Raw genomic sequence first — 19,361 nt, forward strand, 5'->3', positions numbered from 1 at the left:
GGGGGGATGGGTCCGGGGCTCTCCCACCCCTATCGGGGGTGCGTGATCCGTGTTCCGCGCACCCGTGGCTGGCTGGGGGATGGGACGAGTGTGGCGGGTTGGGCAAACGGGCGCTACTCCGACTAGCCTTGCCTAACTGTGGATTGATGTGAATCCAGACGTTTCAATCGTGACGTCCCGCCCCGCGGGCGTCCCCAGTACGGAAAGTGCGCCCAGTGAAGTCACCGTTCCCCGCCGTCCCGGCACCCGTCCGCCACTCACGCCCGCTGCGGATAGCATCCGCTGCTGTTGTGGTGGCCACCCTGCCGCTGGTCGGCGCCGCGATCGTGCCGAACACCCCGCTCCCCGCCGCAGTGGCTGCCCCGGGGCAGGAGGCCGCGGGGCAGGCGTCCACGGTCACCCAGGGCACTCTTTCGTGGGGGATCAAGCAGTCGTTCCGGAACTACCTGACCGGTCCGATCGCCGGCGGACACTGGAACCTCAACGGGATCGGCTACACCGGCGGGAAGAACGCGGAGGACGGCGCATTCCAGTTCGCCGCCGACCCGGCGTCCTCCCGCGTGGAGGGGGACAACGCCGACCTGCCGATGGGCGGGGAGATGACCCTGGTGGGCCACGCCGGGCTGATCAACGTGACCCTGTCCAACATCGTCATGCAGATCCGGGGGAACAAGGCGCAGCTCATCGCCGACGGACGCTACCTCGGTGCGGACGTGGACGCGGCGGTCAGCATGGCAGGTGGCCCACCCGCCTTCACCGGTGAGCCCGTCGCCACCTTCAATCTCGACGAGACACTGACACAGGCCGGTGCCGCTTCCGGTGCAGCGACCATCACCGGTGACAGCTGGATCCACGAGAACCTGAACCAGGCACTCCTGGGCAGCTACGGCGAGGGGAAGAACGACGGCGACCGTTTCAGCCTCAGCCTGTCGACGGCTCCCGGCGGAAACCAGGGGGTCGAGCAGGGCGTGCAGATCGCGCGTTCTGCAGGGCAGCCGGACACCTCCGCGGAGCCCGCTGCACCTGCCACCCGGCAGGCCCCGGCCCGGAACCCCCAGCAGAACACATCCCAGAACCAGGTGCCGGCGACCGACGCCGCACAGTGCGGCGAGGTCACCGCGGCGAACGTCGGCTGGGGCATCAAGGAGTCCTTCCGCAGCTACATCAACGGGCCGATCGCGATGGGCGGCTGGGACCTCAATGGCGTGGGGTTCTCCGGCGACCCCCGTGGACAGGGCAGCTTCGACTTCACCGGTGCCCCCTCCTCGGTCACCATCTCCGGGCAGGACGCGGACATTCCCCTCGGCGGATCGATCAACATGAACGGCCACTTCGGTGCACTGGACATCACCCTGTCGAATATGTCGGTGAAGGTCCGCGGCACCACCGCGCAGTTCATCGCCGACTACCGCTCGTCCACCGTCAGCAGCTTCACCCCGGGCGCCGAGGTGACCGGGGCGGACACCGGGTCCCAGGTGCCGATCGCCGAGTTCACCCTGGACCAGCCGATCTCGGCGGCGGCAGCGGAGTCCGGCAGTATCGCCCTGTCCGGCCCCGGCTTCATCACCGCCGAGGGCAACACGGCCTTCGGCGGCAACTACGGCGAGGGCAACAACGAGGCTGACCCGTTGGACGTCACCCTCGAGACCACCGGCGGCGACTGCGGTGCCGGTTCCGGCGGGGGTCTCAGCCGAATCGAGTCGGCCGCCCCGGCGTCCGGCGGTACGGGTGGAGCCGGGGGCGCCGGCGCCGCATCGGGCTCCGGAACCCCGGACCTCACCGTGTCCGCACCGCGGGTGACCGGCACCGCGCGCGACAGCGACACCACCTGCGAAGCGGAGGACGGGGAGAACGGGGTCACTGACGCACGGATGGGCTGGGGCATCAAGGAGTCCTTCCGCAGCTACATCCGCGGAAGCATCGCCAACGGCGACTGGACCACCGGCGACGGCGCCGTCTACAGCGACGGTGCATTCGTCTTCGCCGGCAGCGACGGGAAGGTCGCCCTCGACGGCGATGACGTGCAGGACGGCGCCGTGTCCTTCACCGGGTCGGTGAACTTCACCGGTCACGACGGGATCCTGGACACCACGGTCGCCAACCCCGAGATCGAGGTCTCCGGGTCCACCGGCACGCTTGTCGCCGACGTCACCTCCAACGACACCGAGGGCAATCCGCACGACTACGGCCGCATCAGCGTGGCCGACCTGTCGTTCTCAGAGTCCTCGGTCACCGACGGCGTCCTCGACGCTGCGGCGTCCGCCACCCTGACCCAGGACGGTTCCTCGGCAATGGGCGACTTCTACGAGGCCGGGGCCGAGATGGACCCGCTGACACTGAAGGCCGCGCTGTCCGACGGCTGCGACGGTGAGGGAGCGGGGCTGGACGATATGCCGGAGGACGAGTCGGACAGGGACCGTCCCGACCGCGACGACGATGCAGAGGGCGACGGGGAGGTCACCGTCCGTGGTTCGGACGATGACGCCGACACGTCCGCGGATCCCGGGGACAGCGACGATGACGGGAACGCCCTCGTCTCGTTCGTCACCAACCCGGCGTCGGCGATCCCCAGCGGCATCGCGTTGATCGCCGTCATCGTCGCCGCCTGGCTCGGCATCCGTCTGCGCCGCGGCAATGGCGAGGGCTGAGCAGGGGAGCGGGCGCCGCGACTGTCCTGCACCCGCCCAGGGTGACTAGACTCGTGGAGGTGACAGAGCACGTGACTGAGCCAGCTTCCCCGCCCCGGTCCGCCCGACGGCGCCGGGGGTGGCGGTCGTTCCTCACCCCCGGTTGGGTGCTCACGACCATTGTCGCGGTGGTGTTCGCCTACTTCGCCTTCACCGTCCTGGCGCCGTGGCAGCTGGGGAAGAACCGGGACACCCAGGAGTTCCAGGACCGGCTGAACACCGCCCTGGAGACGGATCCGGTCCCGGCGTCCGAGGTCCTGCCCGCCGACGGTTCCAGCGCCGGTGAGCAGGAGGAGTGGACCCGGGTGGAGCTGCAGGGCCGTTTCGTTCCGGGGGACGAGGCCCTGCTGCGCAACCGTCCGGTGGGCGGCACCCAGGCGTACCAGGCGTTGACGCCGTTCCAGCTGAACGGCGGCCAGACCGTGATGGTCAACCGTGGGTGGATGGACGCCTCCGACGGTCAGGGCGTGCAGGACGTCCCGGCGGTGGACGGGTCGCCGACCACCGTCACCGGCTATGTGCGCATGTCGGAGGCGGCGCCGGACAATGATCCGATGTCGGAGGGGGGCCGCCTGCAGGTCTACGGGATGAGCACCGCGGCCGTCGGGGAGGCGGTCGGTGTGGACTACGCGTCCGACTACGTCCAGCTCGACGGCCCGTCGGTGGAGGCCACCGACGGGGACGGGAGCATGTCCGCGCTGCCGCTGCCCGACCTGGACTCGGGCCCGTACCTGTCCTACGGGCTGCAGTGGATCGCCTTCGGTGTGATGGTGCCGCTCGGGCTGGCGTACTTCATCTGGGCGGAGATCAGGGAGCGCCGTCGCCGACGTGACGAGGTCGCCGCGGCTGAGCCGGCCCGGCAGGTCGACACGGAGGGGCAGGACGCGGCGGCGTCCTCCGCTGGTGCGGACCCGCAGCAGCCCGCGGGCGCGACGACCGCTGCACCGTCCCGTGAGCGCAAGCTCGAGGACCGCTACGGAGGCAGCCGGTCGCGATTCTTCGAGAAGCGCAACGCCCGCGACGAGGAGCGCTTCTAGACCCCCGGACCACCTGCCCGGACGCGCCGCAGTTGTTTCGGACTGGAACTTGTACACCGTTCAAGTTACCATGTGCTCCATGGCTGACATCCACACCGACGATATCCTCACCACCGCACGCGCCCGCGTCCTCGACGAGGGACGCGGCCTCGACTACGACGACCTCATCAAGGTCCTCCACCTCCCCGACGACCGCATCCCGGATCTCCTGGCACTGGCCCATGAGGTCCGGGTCAGGTGGTGCGGCGAGGAGATCGAGATGGAGGGCATCGTCAGCCTGAAGACCGGGGGCTGCCCGGAGGACTGCCACTTCTGCTCCCAGTCCGGCCTCTTCCAGTCCCCGGTCCGCTCCACGAAGCTGGACATCGCCGAACTCATCGAGCAGGCCCGTCAGACCGCCAAGACCGGTGCCACCGAGTTCTGCATCGTCGCCGCGGTCAAGGGCCCGGACGAGAACCTCATGGTGCAGCTCGAGCAGGCCGTCGAGGAGATCTACGCCAACGTCGAGGGCGTTGACGTGGCGGTGTCCGTCGGTATCCTCACCCCCGAGCAGGTGCAACGGCTCAAGGCCGTCGGCATCCACCGCTACAACCACAACCTCGAGACCGCGCGCAGCTTCTTCCCGGAGGTCGTCACCACCCACTCCTGGGAGGAACGCCGTGACACCATGAAGCTCATCCAGGACGCCGGGATCGAGGTCTGCTGCGGCGGCATCATCGGGATGGGGGAGTCACTGGAGCAGCGCGCCGAGTTCGCCGTGCAGCTGCGTGAACTGGACCCCCACGAGGTCCCGCTGAACTTCCTGGACCCGCGCCCCGGCACGCCCTTCGAGGACAAGCCGGTGATGGACGGCAAGGACGCGCTGCGCGCGGTCGGCATGTTCCGTCTCGCGATGCCGGGCACGACCCTGCGCTTCGCCGGCGGACGCGAACTCACCCTGGGCGACATGGGCCTGGAGCAGGGGCTGACCGGCGGCATCAACGGTGTGATCGTCGGCAACTACCTGACCACGCTGGGCCGTCCGGCGGAGCAGGACCTGGACACCGTGGGACGGCTGAACCTGCCGATCAAGGTCCTCAGCAGGAGCGTGTGAGCCCAGTGGGACGCAGACGCGGCACCGGCACCGGTCCATTCGACCCGTACACCGGTGCGGACCTGGGCGAGGGGGAGTGGATCGAGTACTCGCCCGCCCAGAAGGCGGGTCTGGACGCCCCGCGCTACTGCAAGGAATGCGGGCGCCGCGCGGTCGTGCAGGTGACACCGCACGGCTGGACCTCCGCATGCTCGCGGCACGGCATCACCGATTCCCTGGACCTGGAGCAGCGCTAGTGCGGCGCCGCTAGTCCCGTGCGCGGTCAGACCCGCGCGGCGACCTGTTCACGGGCCCAGTCGACAACGCCGGGGATCGCTTCGCTGAGCTGGCGGGAGACCACGGTGAAGCCGTCCTCCCCGCCGTAGTAGGGATCCTCGACCTCCTTGTCCCCGGCCGGTCCGAAACTGCGGAACAGGGCGATGCGCTCCGGGTCGATCCCCTGCTTGACCAGGGCCTTGCGGTGGGTCGCGGTCATGACCAGGAACAGGTCGGCATCGCGGTGCTCCGGGCCGAACTGGGCGGCCCGGTGCCCGGAGCCGTTGAAGCCGTCGTACTGCAGCTGGGCCACGGCCCGGGGGTCCGCCGCCTCGCCGACGTGCCAGCCGTCCGTCCCGCAGGAGTTCAGCCGCACATCCCCCTCGATCCCGGCCTGGACCAGGGCGGCGCGCAGCATGATCTCCCCCATCGGGGAGCGGCAGATGTTCCCGGTGCAGACCACGCAGATGTGCGGACGGTTGTCCGACCAGTGCTCGACGAGCCGTCCGAGCTCGGCGGCGTCGGCGACCGAGTAATCGGACTTCCTGTGCTCGTCGCGTCCCCCGTAACCCCAGTCCACCAAAACCGTACGGATCCCGTAGGCGTGCGCGCCGTCGACGTCGTGCACCCGGTCGCCGATCATCAGCAGGTCGGAGCGGTGCTCCGGCCCACCGTCCGTGACGGGGCGGGCGTCCTGCCCGAGCTGCTCCATGGCGTAGCTGACGACCGAGGACTTGGAGCGGCGGGTCCCGTCGTCGGACGCGGTGGCGATGACGTCGAAGTACCCGAGTAGCCCGAAGTGCTCCAGCAGCCGCGTCGCCGACGACACCGACTTGGAGGTCGCCGTCGACAGGGTGAACCCCTGCTCCCGCCACGTGGTGAGCAGGTCAACGACACCGTCGAAGGGCTGTGCCTCCAGCCAGCCGCCACCGTCGTAGTGTTCGCGGTAGCTGGCGATCGTGGCATCGAGTTCCGCACCCTCCAGGCCGAGGGCACTGAGGGTGTCGACCATCGGTGGGCCGGCGATGAGGCCCAGCTGGTCCTCGGTCGGCAACGGGACATCATTGTCCTCGAGTGCGCGCAGGAAACTCGACCGGATGCCCGGGTACGAGTCGACGAGTGTTCCGTCGACGTCGATCAGGAGGGTCCGGTTCCTGACGTTCCTGCCCTGTGGGGCGGGTTCTGCTGCCTGCTCTGCGTCGGTCACGGAATCCAGGGTGCCAGAATCCGCCCGGGGATGCCGCCAAGGGCGGCCGAACCTGCGTCGGCGGACGTCTGCCGCGTTACCGCTATCGTGGACGGTGTGAGTGAGAGAACAGAACCCTCCGAACAGTCCTCCGCCGTCACGGTCGCCTCCGTGGTGGACATCATCGAGCGCGCCTACCCGCCGGCGCTCGCCGAATCCTGGGACGCCTGCGGACTGGTCTGCGGTGACCCGGCTGACGCGGTCCGCCGCGTCCTCGTGGCCCTGGACTGCACCGATGAGGTGGTCGACGCCGCCATCGACGCGCGTGCCGACCTGCTGCTGGTCCATCACCCGCTGCTGCTGCGGGGCGTCACGGGGGTGCCCGCGTCCCATCCGAAGGGACGCATCGTCCACCGCCTGATCCGGCACGGGGTGGCGTTGTACGCGGCACACACCAGTGCCGACGCCGCACGTCCCGGGGTCAATGACCGGCTCGCCGAGCTGCTGGGGGTTACCCCCGGTCACCCGCTGGCGCCGTCGTCGCCGGCCGCCACCGCAGCGGCGCTGGCGGTGCAGGGCCGTCCGCTGCCGCCGGACCCGGGGGCCGCTTTCGGCATCGGACGCGTCGGCGAGCTGGACACCCCGATGACCCTGCGTGAATTCACCGCGCGGGTCGCGGAGAGACTTCCCGCCACCCGGTGGGGCGTGCGCGCGGCCGGTGACCCTGACCGGGTGATCCGCCGGGTGGCGGTCTCCTCCGGGGCGGGCGACAGCTTCCTCGACACCGTCGCCGGCCTGGATGTCGACTGTTTCGTCACCTCCGACCTGCGTCACCACCCGGTCGACGAACACCTCAGGGCCGGGGGCTGCCCGGTGATCGACACGGCGCACTGGGCCAGCGAGTTCCCGTGGTGCGCCCAGGCCGCCGGGGTGATCGCCGCGGCCGACCCGCGGCTGGACACCGGGGTCATCCCGGTGCGGACGGATCCCTGGACAGTGCACGCGGCAAGCGGAGGAGACGACGATGCCTGACACCCCGGAACGGACGACCATGACGAACCTGCGGGAGCTGACGCAGGTGGACGAGCGCTCACGGCTGCTCACCGCCCGGCTGCAGGCCCTGCCCGAGTCCCACGAGGTCCAGCGCCTGGAGGACGAGGTCCGCAACCGCCGCCAGAAGCTGGCCGAGGCCGACCGGGTCGCCGAGGACCTGGGCATGACGCTGCAGCGGCTGCGGCAGGACGCCGCGAAACTGCGGGCCCGGCGCCGCGACGACCTCCGTGGACTGCGGGCGGAGACCGACCGCGAACGGCGCCAGGACCTGCAGCACGACCTCTCCGTCGCCGACCGGCGCCTCGGTGAGGTCGAGGAGTCCATCAGCCGCGAGGAGAGGACGGTGGCTGTCTTCGGTGACGGTGCAGGCACCACCGGGACGGGGGCCGACGGTGACGAACCAGAGGTTCCCCCTGCCGTGTCAGAGGCGCGGGTCGCACTGGACGGGGCGGGGGAGAAGCTCGACGCCGCGCGGGACACGGAGAAGACCGTGATCCGGGAACTCCACACGAAGATCGACGATCTGGCCGGGACGTCCCGTTTCCTGCGGTCGCAACTGCCCGATGACCTGCGTGAGCGCTACGAGACGGGGGAGAGGGAGAACGGTGTCGGCGCCGCGCAGCTCGCCGGTGCCGTCTGCCGGTCCTGCTTCATGTCGCTGGACCGGGCGTCGCTGTCCCGCATCGTGAACGCCCCGGCCGATGCCCTGGTGACCTGCCCGGAGTGCGGGACGCTGCTGATCAGGGAGGACGGGTCATGACCCGCCCCGGGTGGATCGGCGGATCCGGGGACGACCGGCCGCTGCGGCTGCTCCTGCTGCGCCACGGGCAGACCCCGATGTCGGTGGCCGGCGTCTTCTCCGGACGCAGTGACCCCGAGCTCACCGAGCTGGGGCAGTCACAGGTCACCAGGGCCGCCGACTACCTCGCCCAGCGGCAGGACGGGGGAGAGGGCATCGACCGGATCATCTCCTCGCCGCTGACCCGGACCCGGCAGACCGCCGAGGCCGCCTCGCGCGCCCTGGGGCTGGGTGTGGGCACCGACGACAACCTCATCGAGACCGATTTCGGCCGGTGGGAGGGCATGACCTTCTCCGATGTCCATGAACAGTGGCCCGAGGAGCACGAGGCCTGGGTGCGCGACACCACCGTCCCGACCGTCGGCGGCGAGAGCATGTCTGCCGTGGAGCGGCGCTCCCGCGCGCTGATCGACGGGCTGCGCGAGGGGGACGGAGGAACCGTCCTGCTCGTCAGCCATGTTTCGCCGATCAAGTCCATCCTGAGGGAGGCGTTGCGCGTTCCCTCCACGATCTACTCCACCCTGCACCTCGACCTGGCGGGACTGTCCGTGGTCGAGTTCTACCCGGCACGGTCCATGGTCCGTGAGGTCAACGACACCCACTACCTGCGGTAGTGGCGGTGGTGCTAGTGTTGACTCCCGTCGAGAGGGCCGGGTGATCGCGGTTCCGGGGACAGCGTCGGGAGTTCTGCAGGACGCCGGACGTCCGCCCGGGATCGAGGAAAGTCCGGACTCCTTGGAGCACGGTGGTTGTTAACGGCAACCCGGGGTGACCCGCGGGCTAGTGCCACAGAAAACAGACCGCCCGGCATTTCTGCCGGGTAAGGGTGAAACGGTGCGGTAAGAGCGCACCAGTGTGCCGGGTGACCGGCGCAGCTAGGTAAACCCCACCGGGAGCAAGGTCAAGTGGCTGCACCGTTCCCCTGTTCTATCGGGGTGGGGGTGTGGTCGTGTCCCGTCGGCTGCTCGTCGGTGAAGGGACAGGTAGACCGCTTGAGGCAGTCGGTGACGGCTGACCCAGATGGATGATCGCCTCCCCGGCCGTCCGCCCACGGGCGCTGGCCGGGGATACAGAATCCGGCTCACAGGCCCTCTCGACACTTCTTCGTGGTCTCCGCCATCGCCGCCGGTGGACATTCACACCGCCGACGATTCCCACTATGTGATACCTGCAGGTCGGAGAGGTTTTCCTGACGAGTGGATTCCCGTGCCGGTGTGATAGTCACGGGTCGCGCGGCCTAGAATGATTCACCGTGAGTGAAAGCCCCCGTATGGAACGGACACCAGAGCAGGCGGCAGGCCGGGAGAATGACCCTGACCGGCGGTCGGCCCTGTCGAGACGCCTGTTCCCGGAGGGCGGGGAACCGGATCCGCGGTTCACCCTGGCGAACGAGCGCACCTTCCTGGCCTGGATGCGCACAGCACTGGCATTCATCGCCGGCGGGGTGGCCCTGGAGGCCCTGCCGATCGACGCCATCCCGTCCCACCTGCGCAGCATCGCCGCCATTGTGGCGATCGGCCTCGGGATCCTCCTGGCCGGGGGAGCGGCGGTCCGCTGGCTCCGGGTGGAACGGGCGATGCGGGAGCAGAAGCCACTCCCTGCCCCGGCGATCGTCCCGGCGCTGTCGGCGGGAGCGGTCATCGCGGGCATCGTGGTCGCGGTCATGGTGCTGGCATGACCGCCACTGCGGCCCCGGCCGCCGCTCCGTCCGCGGCCCCGGATCCCGGCCTGCAGCCCGAGCGCACCACGATGGCCTGGGGCAGGACCTCGCTGGCCTACCTCGTGGCCGCGGCGGTGATGCTCCGGTGGGCCCCGCACTACGGCGGGATCGTGGTCCTCGCCTCGGGGGTGCTGCTGCTCGTGGCGTTCGGGATCTACGGGACGCAGCGCCGCCGTTACCGCAGGTCGGCGCGCTCGGTGCACGGTGCAGGGGAGCTGCTGGGGGCGTCGGTGGTCCCGGTGATCGCCCTGGCCGTGTGCACTGTGCTGCTGGGATGCGCCGGAATCGCCTTCGTGGCGGTGGACGCACTGGGAGGCGCACCGTAGATCGGTCTAGGCTGGCGGACATGAGCGACAGCACAGGCAAGTGGTACTTCGACACCTCCACCGGGGAGGTCACCCAGGGCAAGGTCTCCGGCTGGGACACCAGGATGGGACCGTACGACTCGCAGGCTGAGGCGGAGCGCGCGCTGACGACCGCCCGTCAGCGCGCCGAGGCCGCCGACGAGTGGGACGAGGACTAGGGCCTAGAAGGAGTGCTCTTCCGCGGGGAAGGAGCCTTCGGTGACCTCCCGCTTGTAGGACGCGGCGGCGGACGTGAGGTCCGCCCCGACCTGCGCCCACTGCTTGGCGAACTTCGGCCGGTGACCGTCCGCCGGGTGTGCGGCAATGTCATGCCAGACCAGAACCTGGGCATCCGTGCCGGGGCCCGCGCCGATGCCGATGGTGGGGATGTCCACGGCCCCGGTCGCCCGCACCGCGACGTCGGCGGGCACCATCTCCATGACCACGAAGTCGGCTCCGGCCCCGGCGACCGCGGTGACGTCCTCGACCAGCGTGTCGGCGGCGTCCCCGCGGCCCTGGACCTTGAACCCGGACAGGGCGTTGACCGACTGCGGCGTGAAGCCCACGTGGGCGCACACCGGGATGCCGGCGGCCACCAGGGCGCGGATCCGGGGGGCGATGCGCACCCCGCCCTCGATCTTGACCATCGCGGCACCGGAGCGCCGCATCACCTCGGCGGCGGAGCGGACGGCCTGCTCGTCCGAGGCCTCGTAGGTGCCGAAGGGCAGGTCGACGATGACCAGGGCGTTGCCGGCGCCGCGCACGACACCGGCGGCGAGGTAGACTATCTCGTCCAGGCTGATCTGCTGGGTCTGCCCGTAGCCGAAGACGACATTCGCCGCGGAATCGCCGACGAGCAGGCACTCGATGCCGCCCTCGGACAGCGCCCGGGCGGTGGAGTAGTCGTAGGCGGTGAGCATGGCCCACTTCTCACCCGTGGCCTTGCGTTTCCGCAGGTCGCCAATGCGAATCTGGCGGGTGGGCGTCAGGTACCCGGTGGGGGGATTCGTGTTAGCCATGGCACAATATTGTGCCACTTTCATCGTCGAGGTGTTAACGGCTTGTAACAACCCGTGTGGCGGGGCACCAAAAACGGGCTACCGGACGACGTGGAAGATACGATGGTGGCCATGAGTCGCCAACAGGAATTCGTCCTCCGCACCCTCGAGGAGCGTGACATCCGCTTCGTCCGTCTCTGGTTCACGGACATCCAGGGGTATCTGAAGTCCGTCGCCGTCGCTCCCGCGGAGCTCGAAGGCGCTTTCGCTGAGGGAATCGGCTTCGACGGCTCCTCGATCGAGGGCTTTTCCCGGGTGGTGGAGTCGGACACGATCGCCCGCCCGGACCCGTCCACCTTCCAGATCCTGCCGCTGGACAACGCCAGCAGCGACAAGACCCTGACCGCCCGGATGTTCTGCGACATCGCCATGCCCGACGGCGAGCCGAGCTGGGCGGACCCGCGCCAGGTGCTGCGCCGTCAGCTGAACAAGGCCGCCGACGAGGGGTTCTCCTGCTACGTCCACCCCGAGATCGAGTTCTTCCTGCTGCAGGAGCAGAACGGTCCGGACGGGCGTCCGGTGCCCTCGGACACCGGCGGGTACTTCGACCAGGCCGTCACCGACTCCGCCCCGCTCTTCCGGCAGGACGCGATCACCGCGCTGGAGTCGATGGGCATCTCCGTGGAGTTCTCCCACCACGAGGCCGCGCCGGGCCAGCAGGAGATCGACCTGCGTTTCGCTGACGCCCTGTCGATGGCGGACAACGTGATGAGCTTCCGCTACATGGTCAAGCAGGTCGCACGCCGCAATGACGTGCGTGCCACGTTCATGCCCAAGCCGTTCCACGACTACCCGGGCTCGGCGATGCACACCCACATGTCCCTGTTCGAGGGGGAGAACAACGCCTTCCACGACCCGGACGACCTGTTCTACCTGTCCGACACGGCGAAGTCCTTCATCGCCGGCATCCTGGAGCACGCCCCGGAGATCTCCGCGGTGACCAACCAGTGGGTGAACTCCTACAAGCGTCTGACCAGTGGCGAGGAGGCCCCGACCGCCGCAACGTGGGGAGCGTCGAACCGCTCGGCGATGATCCGTGTCCCGATGTACACGGTGAACAAGCCGTCCTCCCGCCGCGTGGAGATCCGCACCCCGGACTCCGGCGCGAACCCGTACCTGACCTACGCCGTGCTGCTGGCCGCCGGGCTGAAGGGTATCCGGGAGGGCTACGAACTGACCTCCCCGGTCGAGGAGGACGTGGCCGGGATGACCCGCCGCGAGCGCATGGCCATGGGCTACAAGGACCTGCCGGGCGACCTCGACCTGGCGCTGCGCGAGATGGAGAAGTCGGAGCTCGTCGCCGACGCGCTCGGCGAGCATGTCTTCGAGTACTTCCTGCGCAATAAGTGGCAGGAATGGAAGTCCTACCAGTCACAGGTGACTCCGTGGGAGTTGGCGCATAACCTGGAGTTCTAGTCGGACGGGGAAACGCCCCGACGATGAACTTCAGGAGTTGAGTCACCCGGTGAACCAGCCACGCACGACCCGCCGTCGAGTACCCTCCCCGGTGTCACTGGGACTCAACCGTCCGACCGCGGCAGATGACCTGTCGAGGCTGGGTTGGGACGATGAGGAACACCTGGACCTCCTGGGGGTGCTGGCGTCCACGGGGGACCCGGACAGGGCGCTGAACGCGGTCGTCCGGCTGGTGGAGTCATTGGACGGGGGAGGGTTCACCGGGGAGGAGTCGTCGTCGGCACTGCTCGCCGCGCTCGACACCGACCCCGGGTTCCGGATTCGTCTGCTGGCCCTTTTCGGGGGGTCCACCCTCCTCGGCGACCACGTGATCGCCTGTCCGGGGATCTGGCCGTCGATCGGGGGGGAGTTCCCCACCCGGGACGAGGTGATGGGGGCGCTCATCGCCTCGGTCGGTGCGGAGCCGGTGGAGGGTGGCCACGAGGACGACTCACTGCTGCTGCGTGCCGGGATCACCGGGGTGGACGCGGACCGGGCGATGCGCACGGCCTACCGCACCGTCCTGGCCCGGATCGCAGCGATCGATCTGGCGGGGACCTACCGCAAACGGGACGGGACGGAGCTGTCCGATTCGGTGCGCGGGGACGCGCCGGTGGAGTTCGAGACGCTGACCGGCAGGCTCGCCGATGCGGCGGACGCCGCCCTGACGGCCGCCCTGTCGGTCGCGGTGGCCACGGTGTTCCCGGAGGGGCCGGTGCCGGTCAAACTCGCCGTCCTGGCGATGGGCAAATGCGGGGCGGGGGAACTGAACTACATCTCGGACGTGGACGTGATCTTCGTCGCCGAGCCCGCCGATCCGCAGACCACCCGGCTGGCCGGCGAGTTCATCAACATCGGCTGCCGGGTGTTCTTCGAGGTGGATGCGGCGCTGCGTCCGGAGGGACGCCACGGGGCGCTGGTGCGCACCCTGGAGTCACACCTGAACTACTACCGGCGCTGGGCGTCCACCTGGGAGTTCCAGGCGCTGCTGAAGGCCCGGCCGATGACCGGTGACCTGGATCTGGGGCGGGAGTACGTCAAGGAACTCGCACCGATGGTGTGGAAGGCCGCCGAGCGGGAGGACTTCGTCCCGGACGTGCAGGCGATGCGCCGCCGGGTGATCGACAACGTCCCGGACAACCTGCTGCCCCTGGAGCTGAAGCTCGGCCCCGGTGGGTTGCGGGACGTGGAGTTCGCCATCCAGCTGCTGCAGATGGTGCACGGACGCGTGGACGAGACGCTGCGCGTGCGCTCCACCGTCCGGGCGCTCACCGCGCTCGTCGACGGCGGCTACGTGGGACGCGAGGACGGCCAGATCCTGATCAGGTGCTACGAGTACATGCGCATGCTGGAGCACCGCATGCAGCTCCAGCACCTGCGCCGCACCCACGCCCTGCCGCCGGAGGACGACATCCCGGGACGGTTGAGTCTGGCCCGGACCGCGGGGGTGCACAGTGAGGGCCAGGCCGGCCCGGTCACCGCCCTGAACGCGAACGTGAGGAAGGTCGCCAGCCAGATCCGTCAGCTCCACAACAAGCTGTTCTACCGTCCACTGCTGACCTCGGTCGTGGCGATGCCGGTGGATGCGCTGCGGCTGACCCCGGCGGCCGCGGAACGGCAGCTCGCCGCGCTGGGCTACCTGCACCCGCACCGGGCGATGGACCACCTGGCGGCGCTGGCGTCCGGCACCAGCCGCAAGGCGCGGATCCAGGGTCTGATCCTGCCGTCGCTGATGGAGTGGCTGTCCTCCACCGTCGACCCCGACGCCGGACTGCTGGCGTACCGCAAACTGTCCGATGCGGCGGTGGACCGCTCCTGGTTCCTGCGGCTGCTGCGCGACGAGAACATCGTGGGCCAGCGCCTGATGCACATCCTGGGCACCTCGCCCTACATCGCCGACCTGTTCATGGCCGCCCCGGACGCGGTCCGTCTGCTGTCGGACGGGGCGAATGGGCCGAAGCTGCTGGAGAAGGACTCCACGGTGATCAGCCACTCCCTGGTCGCCGCCGCCGGTCGCCACCGCGACCCCGATGCGGCGATTGCCGCGGCACGGTCGTTGCGCCGCACCGAACTCGCCCGCATCGCCTCGGCGGACCTGCTCGGCCACATCGACACCCCGGAGGTGTGCCGGTCGCTGTCCTATGTCTGGGACGCCGTCCTCGAGGCTGCGCTGCGCGCCGAGATCAGGGCGTGGGAGGACGAGCACCACCGCAATGCCCCTGCCCTGGTCTCCGTGATCGGGATGGGGCGCCTGGGAGGCTCGGAGCTGAGCTACGGCTCGGACGCGGACGTGATGTTCGTCTGCGAACCCGTGCCGGGGGCCGGCGCCGGCGACCTGGACGGCGACGGGGAGGCGGACACCGAGAACGACGCCATCACCTGGGCCACCGGCATCTGCAAGCGGATGCGGACCCGCCTGTCACGGCCGTCCCAGGACCCGCCGCTGGAGGTGGACCTGAACCTGCGTCCCGAAGGACGCAGCGGCCCCACGGTGCGCACGCTGGAGTCCTACCGCAACTACTACGACCGCTGGGGTGAGACCTGGGAGTTCCAGGCCCTGCTGCGTGCCACCTGGATCGCCGGGGACAAGGACCTCGGCATCCGCTTCCTGCGCATGATCGACGAGTTCCGCTACCCCGACGGAGGGGTGGACCAGAAGGCGGTGCAGGACGTCCGCCGGATGAAGGCCCGGGTCGATGCCGAGCGGCTGCCCCGGGGCGCCGACCGCTACACCCACACCAAGCTCGGCCGCGGCGGACTGGGCGACATCGAGTGGACCGTCCAGCTGCTCACCATGCAGCACTGCCACCAGATCGAGAACCTCCACAACACCTCGACCCTGCAGGTCCTGGAGGAGATCAGGATCGCTGGACTGCTGTCCGAGGCGGACGTGGAGATCCTGCGGTACGCGTGGCTGACCGCCACCAGGGCCCGCAACGCCATCATCCTGGTCAACGCGAAGCGCCGCGACCAGCTGCCCGGGCCGGGGCCGCAGCTCGCCCACATCTCGGCGGCGGCGAACTGGGAGCCGGAGGATTCCCAGGGGTTCCTCGACGACTACCTGAAGACCACCCGGCGGGCACGCCGGGTCATTGACCGGGTGTTCTGGGGTGAGGAGGTCACCGACGCGGAGTTCGGTGATTAATGCCGCGGTGATAGATGAGGGTAGGCTCTCACACCGATGAACCAGACACTTGCGCGGCGCCGGGCGACGCGGCTGACCACCCTGGGCGTCCTGCTGGCCGCGCTGGTGGCCGTGGTCGCGGTGAACCTGGTCCTCGGCCAGTTCACCCTGGCGCCGGGGCAGGTGTGGGACGCGCTGCTCCACGGGCCCGGTGGCGCACCCGCCGGCACCGGTCCCGATGCCGCCCAGCAGGCCAATGTGCTGTGGCAGATCCGGATGCCGCGGATCGTGCTGTGCCTGCTGGTCGGCGCCGCCCTGGCGGTGGCCGGAACGCTGCTCCAGGGACTGTTCGGCAATCCGCTGGCCGAACCCAGCGTGATCGGTGTGACCTCGGGGGCCGGTGTCGGTGCCGCCACCGCCATCGTCTTCGGCATCACCGTCCTCGGCCCGGCCACCGTCCCGGTGTTCGCCTTCGTGGCGGGTGTGCTGACCACCGTGGCGATCTACCGGCTCGCCTCGATCAACGGCGAAGTCAAGGTCCTGACCCTGATCCTGACCGGCATCGCGGTGAACGCGGTCGCCGGTGCCGCGATCTCCTTCCTGGTGTTCCTGGCGCCGACGTCCTCGCGGGAGCAGGTCATCTTCTGGCAGATGGGCTCCCTCAACGGCTCGCAGTGGAACCAGGTCGGCATCGTCGTGGTCCCCGTTGTCCTGTGCCTGGTGGGGGCCGTCCTCATCGCCGGGAAGCTCGACGTGCTCAGCCTCGGTGAGCGCGCCGCCGGCCACGCAGGGGTGAACGTCCCGCTGATGCGCCTGACGATCATCGGGCTGTCGACCGCGTTGGCCGCGTTGGCCGTGAGCTTCGCCGGGATCATCGGCTTCGTCGGCCTGATCGTCCCGCACATCCTGCGGCAGGTCACCGGTCCGGCCAACCGGTGGCTCGTCCCGTTGTCGGCGGTCGGTGGCGCGGTCCTGCTGCTGCTCGCCGATCTGGCGTCCCGGACGCTGATCCCCTACGCCGACCTGCCGATCGGGATCTTCACCGCGCTGGTCGGCGGGCCGACGTTCTTCGTCCTGCTGCGCCGGATGCTGAGGAAGGGGGGTAGTGCCGCATGAACGGGACACCGCACAACCCGCTGCTCCACGCCGGGGACATCGTGGTCACCGTCGGTCCGGGACGCCACCCCACCGAGATCCTCCACGGCGTGGACCTCACCCTGCACCCCGGGGAGGTGCTGGGGCTGATCGGCCCGAACGGTGCCGGGAAGTCCACCCTGCTGGCGGCCCTGTCCGGCGATGCCACACCGTCCGGCGGGAGCGTCCTGCTCGCGGGGCGGAACTACGGTGACTACGGTCCGCGCGAGGCGGCCCAGCACCGGGCGGTGATGCTGCAGGACCCCCGGGTCTCCTTCGCGCACCTGGTCCGCGACGTCGTGGAGATGGGGCGGTCCGCCTGGCCGCGGGACCCGGCACGCGACGCCCGGATCGTCGACGACTGCCTGCACGAGGTCGGTATGGGCGACATGCAGGACCGAGACATCACCACCCTGTCCGGCGGTGAACGTGCGCGGGTCGCCTTCGCCCGCGTGATGGCCCAGCAGGCCGGGTGCGTCATGCTGGACGAACCGACCGCGGCCATGGACATAGCCCATCAGGAACGCACCATGCACTCCGTCCGGCGCCTGGCCTCCCGGGGTGCGGGGGTGATCGTGGTGCTGCACGACCTGAACCTCGCCGCCCGGTACTGCGACCGGCTGGCGCTGCTCAGCGAGGGGGGCATCGTGGCGACCGGGACCCCGGACGAGGTCTGCACCGCCGACCGCCTGTCCGGGGTGTACGACTGGCCGGTGAGCGTGAGCCGCGTCGACGGCCACCTGTGGATCCGGCCGACCCCGGGTGCGTAGGGCCGGGATGAATCAACCTTTCGGATGATACGGGGTTAGGTCGGCCGTTGTTAGCATTGCCTGTACACGATGCTGATCGAATGCCGGGACTGTGACCGGTCGACCGAGGACAGGGACGATGACCGCTGTGACCGCCACGCTCTCCGAGCGTCTCCGCGAGGAGACCAGGCAGGACCACGAGGACGCGGAGCACTCCGTGTTCATGGGGCGCCTGCTGGACGGGAGTCTGGACGCGGCAGCATTCACGGCCCTGCAGGAGCAGGCGTACCTGTTCTACTCGGCGCTGGAGGGTGCGGTCGACGCCTGCTCGGGTGACGCCCGGCTGGGTGCCGTCGCTGACCGCCTGCTGGACCGCCGTGCGGCCCTGCGGGCGGACCTTGGGGCACTCGGGGGCACCGTGGACGCCGTCCCGCTCGACGAGACGGCGTCGTATGTCGCCGAACTGCAGCGCATCGGCCGGGAACGTGACGTCCCGGCGCTCATCGCCCACCACTACACCCGCTACCTGGGTGACCTGGCGGGCGGCCAGGTGATCGGACGTCTCATGGGCCGCCACTACGGCGTGCCGGAGTCCGCCACCGCCTTCTACCGCTTCCCCCACATCGACAAGCCCAAGCGCTACCGCGACGCCTACCGTGCCGCGTTGGACGCCATGGACCTCGGTGCGGGGGAGCGGGAACATCTTCTCGCCTCCGCCAGGGCGGCGTTCGCCTACAACTCCGGTGTCTTCGGTGGCCTGGACAGGGCACTCGGCATCTCGGCTGGCGGGCAGGCCACCCCTTAGGGTAGGCTCACGAACATTCATTGCGGTATCGAGGTAGAGGACGGTGAACGGGATGGCCCAGACGCAGCAGGTGCACGCGACGTACCAGGGGGCCGCGGGGACACCCGTCGACGCCGCCGAGGTCGTTGACCTCCTCGACGCCGCCGGTGACTCCGCGGTTGACTGCATCCGCCGGTCCACCGTCTTCCGCCGCATGTCGGACGGCACGCTGCCCTTCGCCGGGCGCGCCGCCTACCTGGAGCAGCACTGGGAGGGCCTGCGGGTCCTGCGTAATGCCCTGGCGGCCCCGGGGATGGCATCGGCGTCGTCCGCTGGGGCACTGGCTCCGCTGCGCACCGCGCTCGCCGCCGCCACCGAGCAGTTCGCCGGTGCCCTCGACAAGGCGCATGCCACGGCCCGCTGGCGCGACCGGCACGTGACCATGCCCTCGATGCTGCAGTTCAGGCGCCATATCGTTGCCCTGCAGGACGAGGGGGACGTGCTCGGCCTGGTCGGCCAGACCTACCTCCGCCTGCTGGCCGCCGGCGCCTGCCCCACCCCGGCCGCGGACATGGGGGAGGACCGGGCGGTGCACGAGGCGATCACCGCCCTCGTCTCCGACGAGGAGGGGCTCGAGCTGCTGTCCGAGGAGCTCAGTGCGGCACTGCTGATACTGATGCAGCACGGCTCCGACGTGTGCCGCGGCTACCAGGAGCGTGACGCCGACAGCAGCTGCGCGGTCACCGCGGCCACGATCCGCAGCGCCCTGCAGTGACGGGAACACCGTCGGCACCGGCGACGGTGCTGGAAGTTCTACCACTTTTCAGCGGTAGGATTTCTGCTGACCTGCAGTTATGCGAGTTCAATCAGGCGAACAGTGGTA

Annotated in this window: 18 protein-coding genes and 1 other RNA gene; 17 read left to right on the plus strand and 2 right to left on the minus strand. The window is 69.8% G+C overall.

All coding sequences use genetic code 11. The annotated features are described in order from the left end of the window. Positions 1–215 precede the first annotated feature (215 nt). From ACTIL2_RS06230 to bsaP, 4 genes are all read left to right on the plus strand, one after another. The gene (locus tag ACTIL2_RS06230) at positions 216–2,648 is read left to right on the plus strand and encodes an HtaA domain-containing protein (RefSeq protein ID WP_442336585.1); all 2,433 of its coding nucleotides are present in this window, start codon (positions 216–218) and stop codon (positions 2,646–2,648) included. 71 nt (positions 2,649–2,719) lie between these two features. Beyond that, positions 2,720–3,724 carry an SURF1 family cytochrome oxidase biogenesis protein gene (locus ACTIL2_RS06235; RefSeq protein ID WP_442336586.1) on the plus strand — a complete coding sequence of 335 codons (1,005 nt, stop codon included), beginning with the start codon at positions 2,720–2,722 and terminating at the stop codon, positions 3,722–3,724. A 79-nt stretch (positions 3,725–3,803) separates the two neighbouring features. After that, positions 3,804–4,817 (plus strand): biotin synthase BioB, encoded by a 1,014-nt coding sequence (bioB, locus tag ACTIL2_RS06240; RefSeq protein ID WP_442336587.1) that lies wholly within the window; start codon positions 3,804–3,806, stop codon positions 4,815–4,817. After that, on the plus strand, positions 4,814–5,053 hold the full coding sequence (gene bsaP / locus ACTIL2_RS06245; RefSeq protein WP_442336588.1) for a biotin synthase auxiliary protein BsaP: 240 nt from the start codon (positions 4,814–4,816) through the stop codon (positions 5,051–5,053). Before bioB ends, bsaP begins: the two co-directional genes overlap by 4 nt. A gap of 26 nt (positions 5,054–5,079) precedes the next feature. Here bsaP and ACTIL2_RS06250 read toward each other — a convergent pair whose 3' ends face one another. After that, the gene (locus ACTIL2_RS06250; protein WP_442336589.1) at positions 5,080–6,279 is read right to left on the minus strand and encodes an arsenate reductase/protein-tyrosine-phosphatase family protein; all 1,200 of its coding nucleotides are present in this window, start codon (positions 6,277–6,279) and stop codon (positions 5,080–5,082) included. A gap of 96 nt (positions 6,280–6,375) precedes the next feature. On the opposite strand from ACTIL2_RS06250, the gene ACTIL2_RS06255 reads away from it, so the two are divergent. The 7 genes from ACTIL2_RS06255 to ACTIL2_RS06285 all read left to right on the plus strand — a co-directional run bounded on the left by ACTIL2_RS06255 (position 6,376) and on the right by ACTIL2_RS06285 (position 10,353). Then, positions 6,376–7,290: a Nif3-like dinuclear metal center hexameric protein gene (locus ACTIL2_RS06255; protein ID WP_442336590.1), complete on the plus strand. Its 915-nt coding sequence runs from the start codon at positions 6,376–6,378 to the stop codon at positions 7,288–7,290. Beyond that, on the plus strand, positions 7,283–8,071 hold the full coding sequence (locus ACTIL2_RS06260; RefSeq protein ID WP_442336591.1) for a zinc ribbon domain-containing protein: 789 nt from the start codon (positions 7,283–7,285) through the stop codon (positions 8,069–8,071). The genes ACTIL2_RS06255 and ACTIL2_RS06260 overlap by 8 nt, the downstream gene beginning before the upstream one ends. Beyond that, positions 8,068–8,724: a histidine phosphatase family protein gene (locus tag ACTIL2_RS06265; RefSeq protein WP_442336592.1), complete on the plus strand. Its 657-nt coding sequence runs from the start codon at positions 8,068–8,070 to the stop codon at positions 8,722–8,724. The genes ACTIL2_RS06260 and ACTIL2_RS06265 overlap by 4 nt, the downstream gene beginning before the upstream one ends. 28 nt (positions 8,725–8,752) lie before the next feature. Continuing rightward, positions 8,753–9,210, plus strand: an RNA gene (gene rnpB, locus ACTIL2_RS06270) — RNase P RNA component class A. A gap of 170 nt (positions 9,211–9,380) precedes the next feature. Beyond that, positions 9,381–9,788, plus strand: coding sequence for a YidH family protein (locus tag ACTIL2_RS06275; protein WP_442336630.1), 408 nt, complete (start codon positions 9,381–9,383; stop codon positions 9,786–9,788). Next, a complete protein-coding gene (locus ACTIL2_RS06280) occupies positions 9,785–10,156 on the plus strand; it encodes a DUF202 domain-containing protein (protein ID WP_442336593.1) in 372 nt (123 codons plus the stop codon). The genes ACTIL2_RS06275 and ACTIL2_RS06280 overlap by 4 nt, the downstream gene beginning before the upstream one ends. Before the next feature lie 20 nt (positions 10,157–10,176). After that, a complete protein-coding gene (locus ACTIL2_RS06285) occupies positions 10,177–10,353 on the plus strand; it encodes an SPOR domain-containing protein (RefSeq protein ID WP_442336594.1) in 177 nt (58 codons plus the stop codon). 3 nt (positions 10,354–10,356) lie between these two features. On the opposite strand, the gene panB is transcribed toward ACTIL2_RS06285, so the two are convergent. Continuing rightward, positions 10,357–11,193 (minus strand): 3-methyl-2-oxobutanoate hydroxymethyltransferase, encoded by an 837-nt coding sequence (gene panB, locus ACTIL2_RS06290; RefSeq protein ID WP_442336595.1) that lies wholly within the window; start codon positions 11,191–11,193, stop codon positions 10,357–10,359. A gap of 111 nt (positions 11,194–11,304) precedes the next feature. Between panB and ACTIL2_RS06295 the strand changes: the two genes are divergently transcribed. From ACTIL2_RS06295 to ACTIL2_RS06320, 6 genes are all read left to right on the plus strand, one after another. Continuing rightward, a complete protein-coding gene (locus ACTIL2_RS06295) occupies positions 11,305–12,648 on the plus strand; it encodes a glutamine synthetase family protein (RefSeq protein WP_442336596.1) in 1,344 nt (447 codons plus the stop codon). 49 nt (positions 12,649–12,697) lie between these two features. After that, entirely contained in the window at positions 12,698–15,832 is a 3,135-nt protein-coding gene (locus tag ACTIL2_RS06300; RefSeq protein ID WP_442336597.1) for a bifunctional [glutamine synthetase] adenylyltransferase/[glutamine synthetase]-adenylyl-L-tyrosine phosphorylase, read from the plus strand. 36 nt (positions 15,833–15,868) lie between these two features. After that, positions 15,869–16,927 (plus strand): FecCD family ABC transporter permease, encoded by a 1,059-nt coding sequence (locus ACTIL2_RS06305; protein ID WP_442336598.1) that lies wholly within the window; start codon positions 15,869–15,871, stop codon positions 16,925–16,927. After that, positions 16,924–17,715: a heme ABC transporter ATP-binding protein gene (locus tag ACTIL2_RS06310; protein WP_442336599.1), complete on the plus strand. Its 792-nt coding sequence runs from the start codon at positions 16,924–16,926 to the stop codon at positions 17,713–17,715. Before ACTIL2_RS06305 ends, ACTIL2_RS06310 begins: the two co-directional genes overlap by 4 nt. A 118-nt stretch (positions 17,716–17,833) precedes the next feature. After that, positions 17,834–18,499 carry a heme oxygenase (biliverdin-producing) gene (locus ACTIL2_RS06315; RefSeq protein ID WP_442336600.1) on the plus strand — a complete coding sequence of 222 codons (666 nt, stop codon included), beginning with the start codon at positions 17,834–17,836 and terminating at the stop codon, positions 18,497–18,499. A 52-nt stretch (positions 18,500–18,551) separates the two neighbouring features. Continuing rightward, entirely contained in the window at positions 18,552–19,253 is a 702-nt protein-coding gene (locus ACTIL2_RS06320) for a hypothetical protein (RefSeq protein WP_442336601.1), read from the plus strand. Positions 19,254–19,361: the final 108 nt, after the last annotated feature.

Source organism: Corynebacterium sp. (genome assembly GCF_052107835.1).
In the GTDB taxonomy this organism is placed as follows: domain Bacteria; phylum Actinomycetota; class Actinomycetes; order Mycobacteriales; family Mycobacteriaceae; genus Corynebacterium.

Coding starts and splice junctions, on each gene's coding strand:
- bioB (WP_442336587.1), top strand. CDS start 3,804: ATGGCTGACATCCACACCGACGATATCCTCACCACCGCACGCGCCCGC.
- ACTIL2_RS06260 (WP_442336591.1), top strand. CDS start 7,283: ATGCCTGACACCCCGGAACGGACGACCATGACGAACCTGCGGGAGCTG.
- ACTIL2_RS06265 (WP_442336592.1), top strand. CDS start 8,068: ATGACCCGCCCCGGGTGGATCGGCGGATCCGGGGACGACCGGCCGCTG.
- ACTIL2_RS06275 (WP_442336630.1), top strand. CDS start 9,381: ATGGAACGGACACCAGAGCAGGCGGCAGGCCGGGAGAATGACCCTGAC.
- ACTIL2_RS06280 (WP_442336593.1), top strand. CDS start 9,785: ATGACCGCCACTGCGGCCCCGGCCGCCGCTCCGTCCGCGGCCCCGGAT.
- ACTIL2_RS06285 (WP_442336594.1), top strand. CDS start 10,177: ATGAGCGACAGCACAGGCAAGTGGTACTTCGACACCTCCACCGGGGAG.
- panB (WP_442336595.1), bottom strand. CDS start 11,193: ATGGCTAACACGAATCCCCCCACCGGGTACCTGACGCCCACCCGCCAG.
- ACTIL2_RS06295 (WP_442336596.1), top strand. CDS start 11,305: ATGAGTCGCCAACAGGAATTCGTCCTCCGCACCCTCGAGGAGCGTGAC.
- ACTIL2_RS06305 (WP_442336598.1), top strand. CDS start 15,869: ATGAACCAGACACTTGCGCGGCGCCGGGCGACGCGGCTGACCACCCTG.
- ACTIL2_RS06310 (WP_442336599.1), top strand. CDS start 16,924: ATGAACGGGACACCGCACAACCCGCTGCTCCACGCCGGGGACATCGTG.
- ACTIL2_RS06315 (WP_442336600.1), top strand. CDS start 17,834: ATGACCGCTGTGACCGCCACGCTCTCCGAGCGTCTCCGCGAGGAGACC.
- ACTIL2_RS06320 (WP_442336601.1), top strand. CDS start 18,552: ATGGCCCAGACGCAGCAGGTGCACGCGACGTACCAGGGGGCCGCGGGG.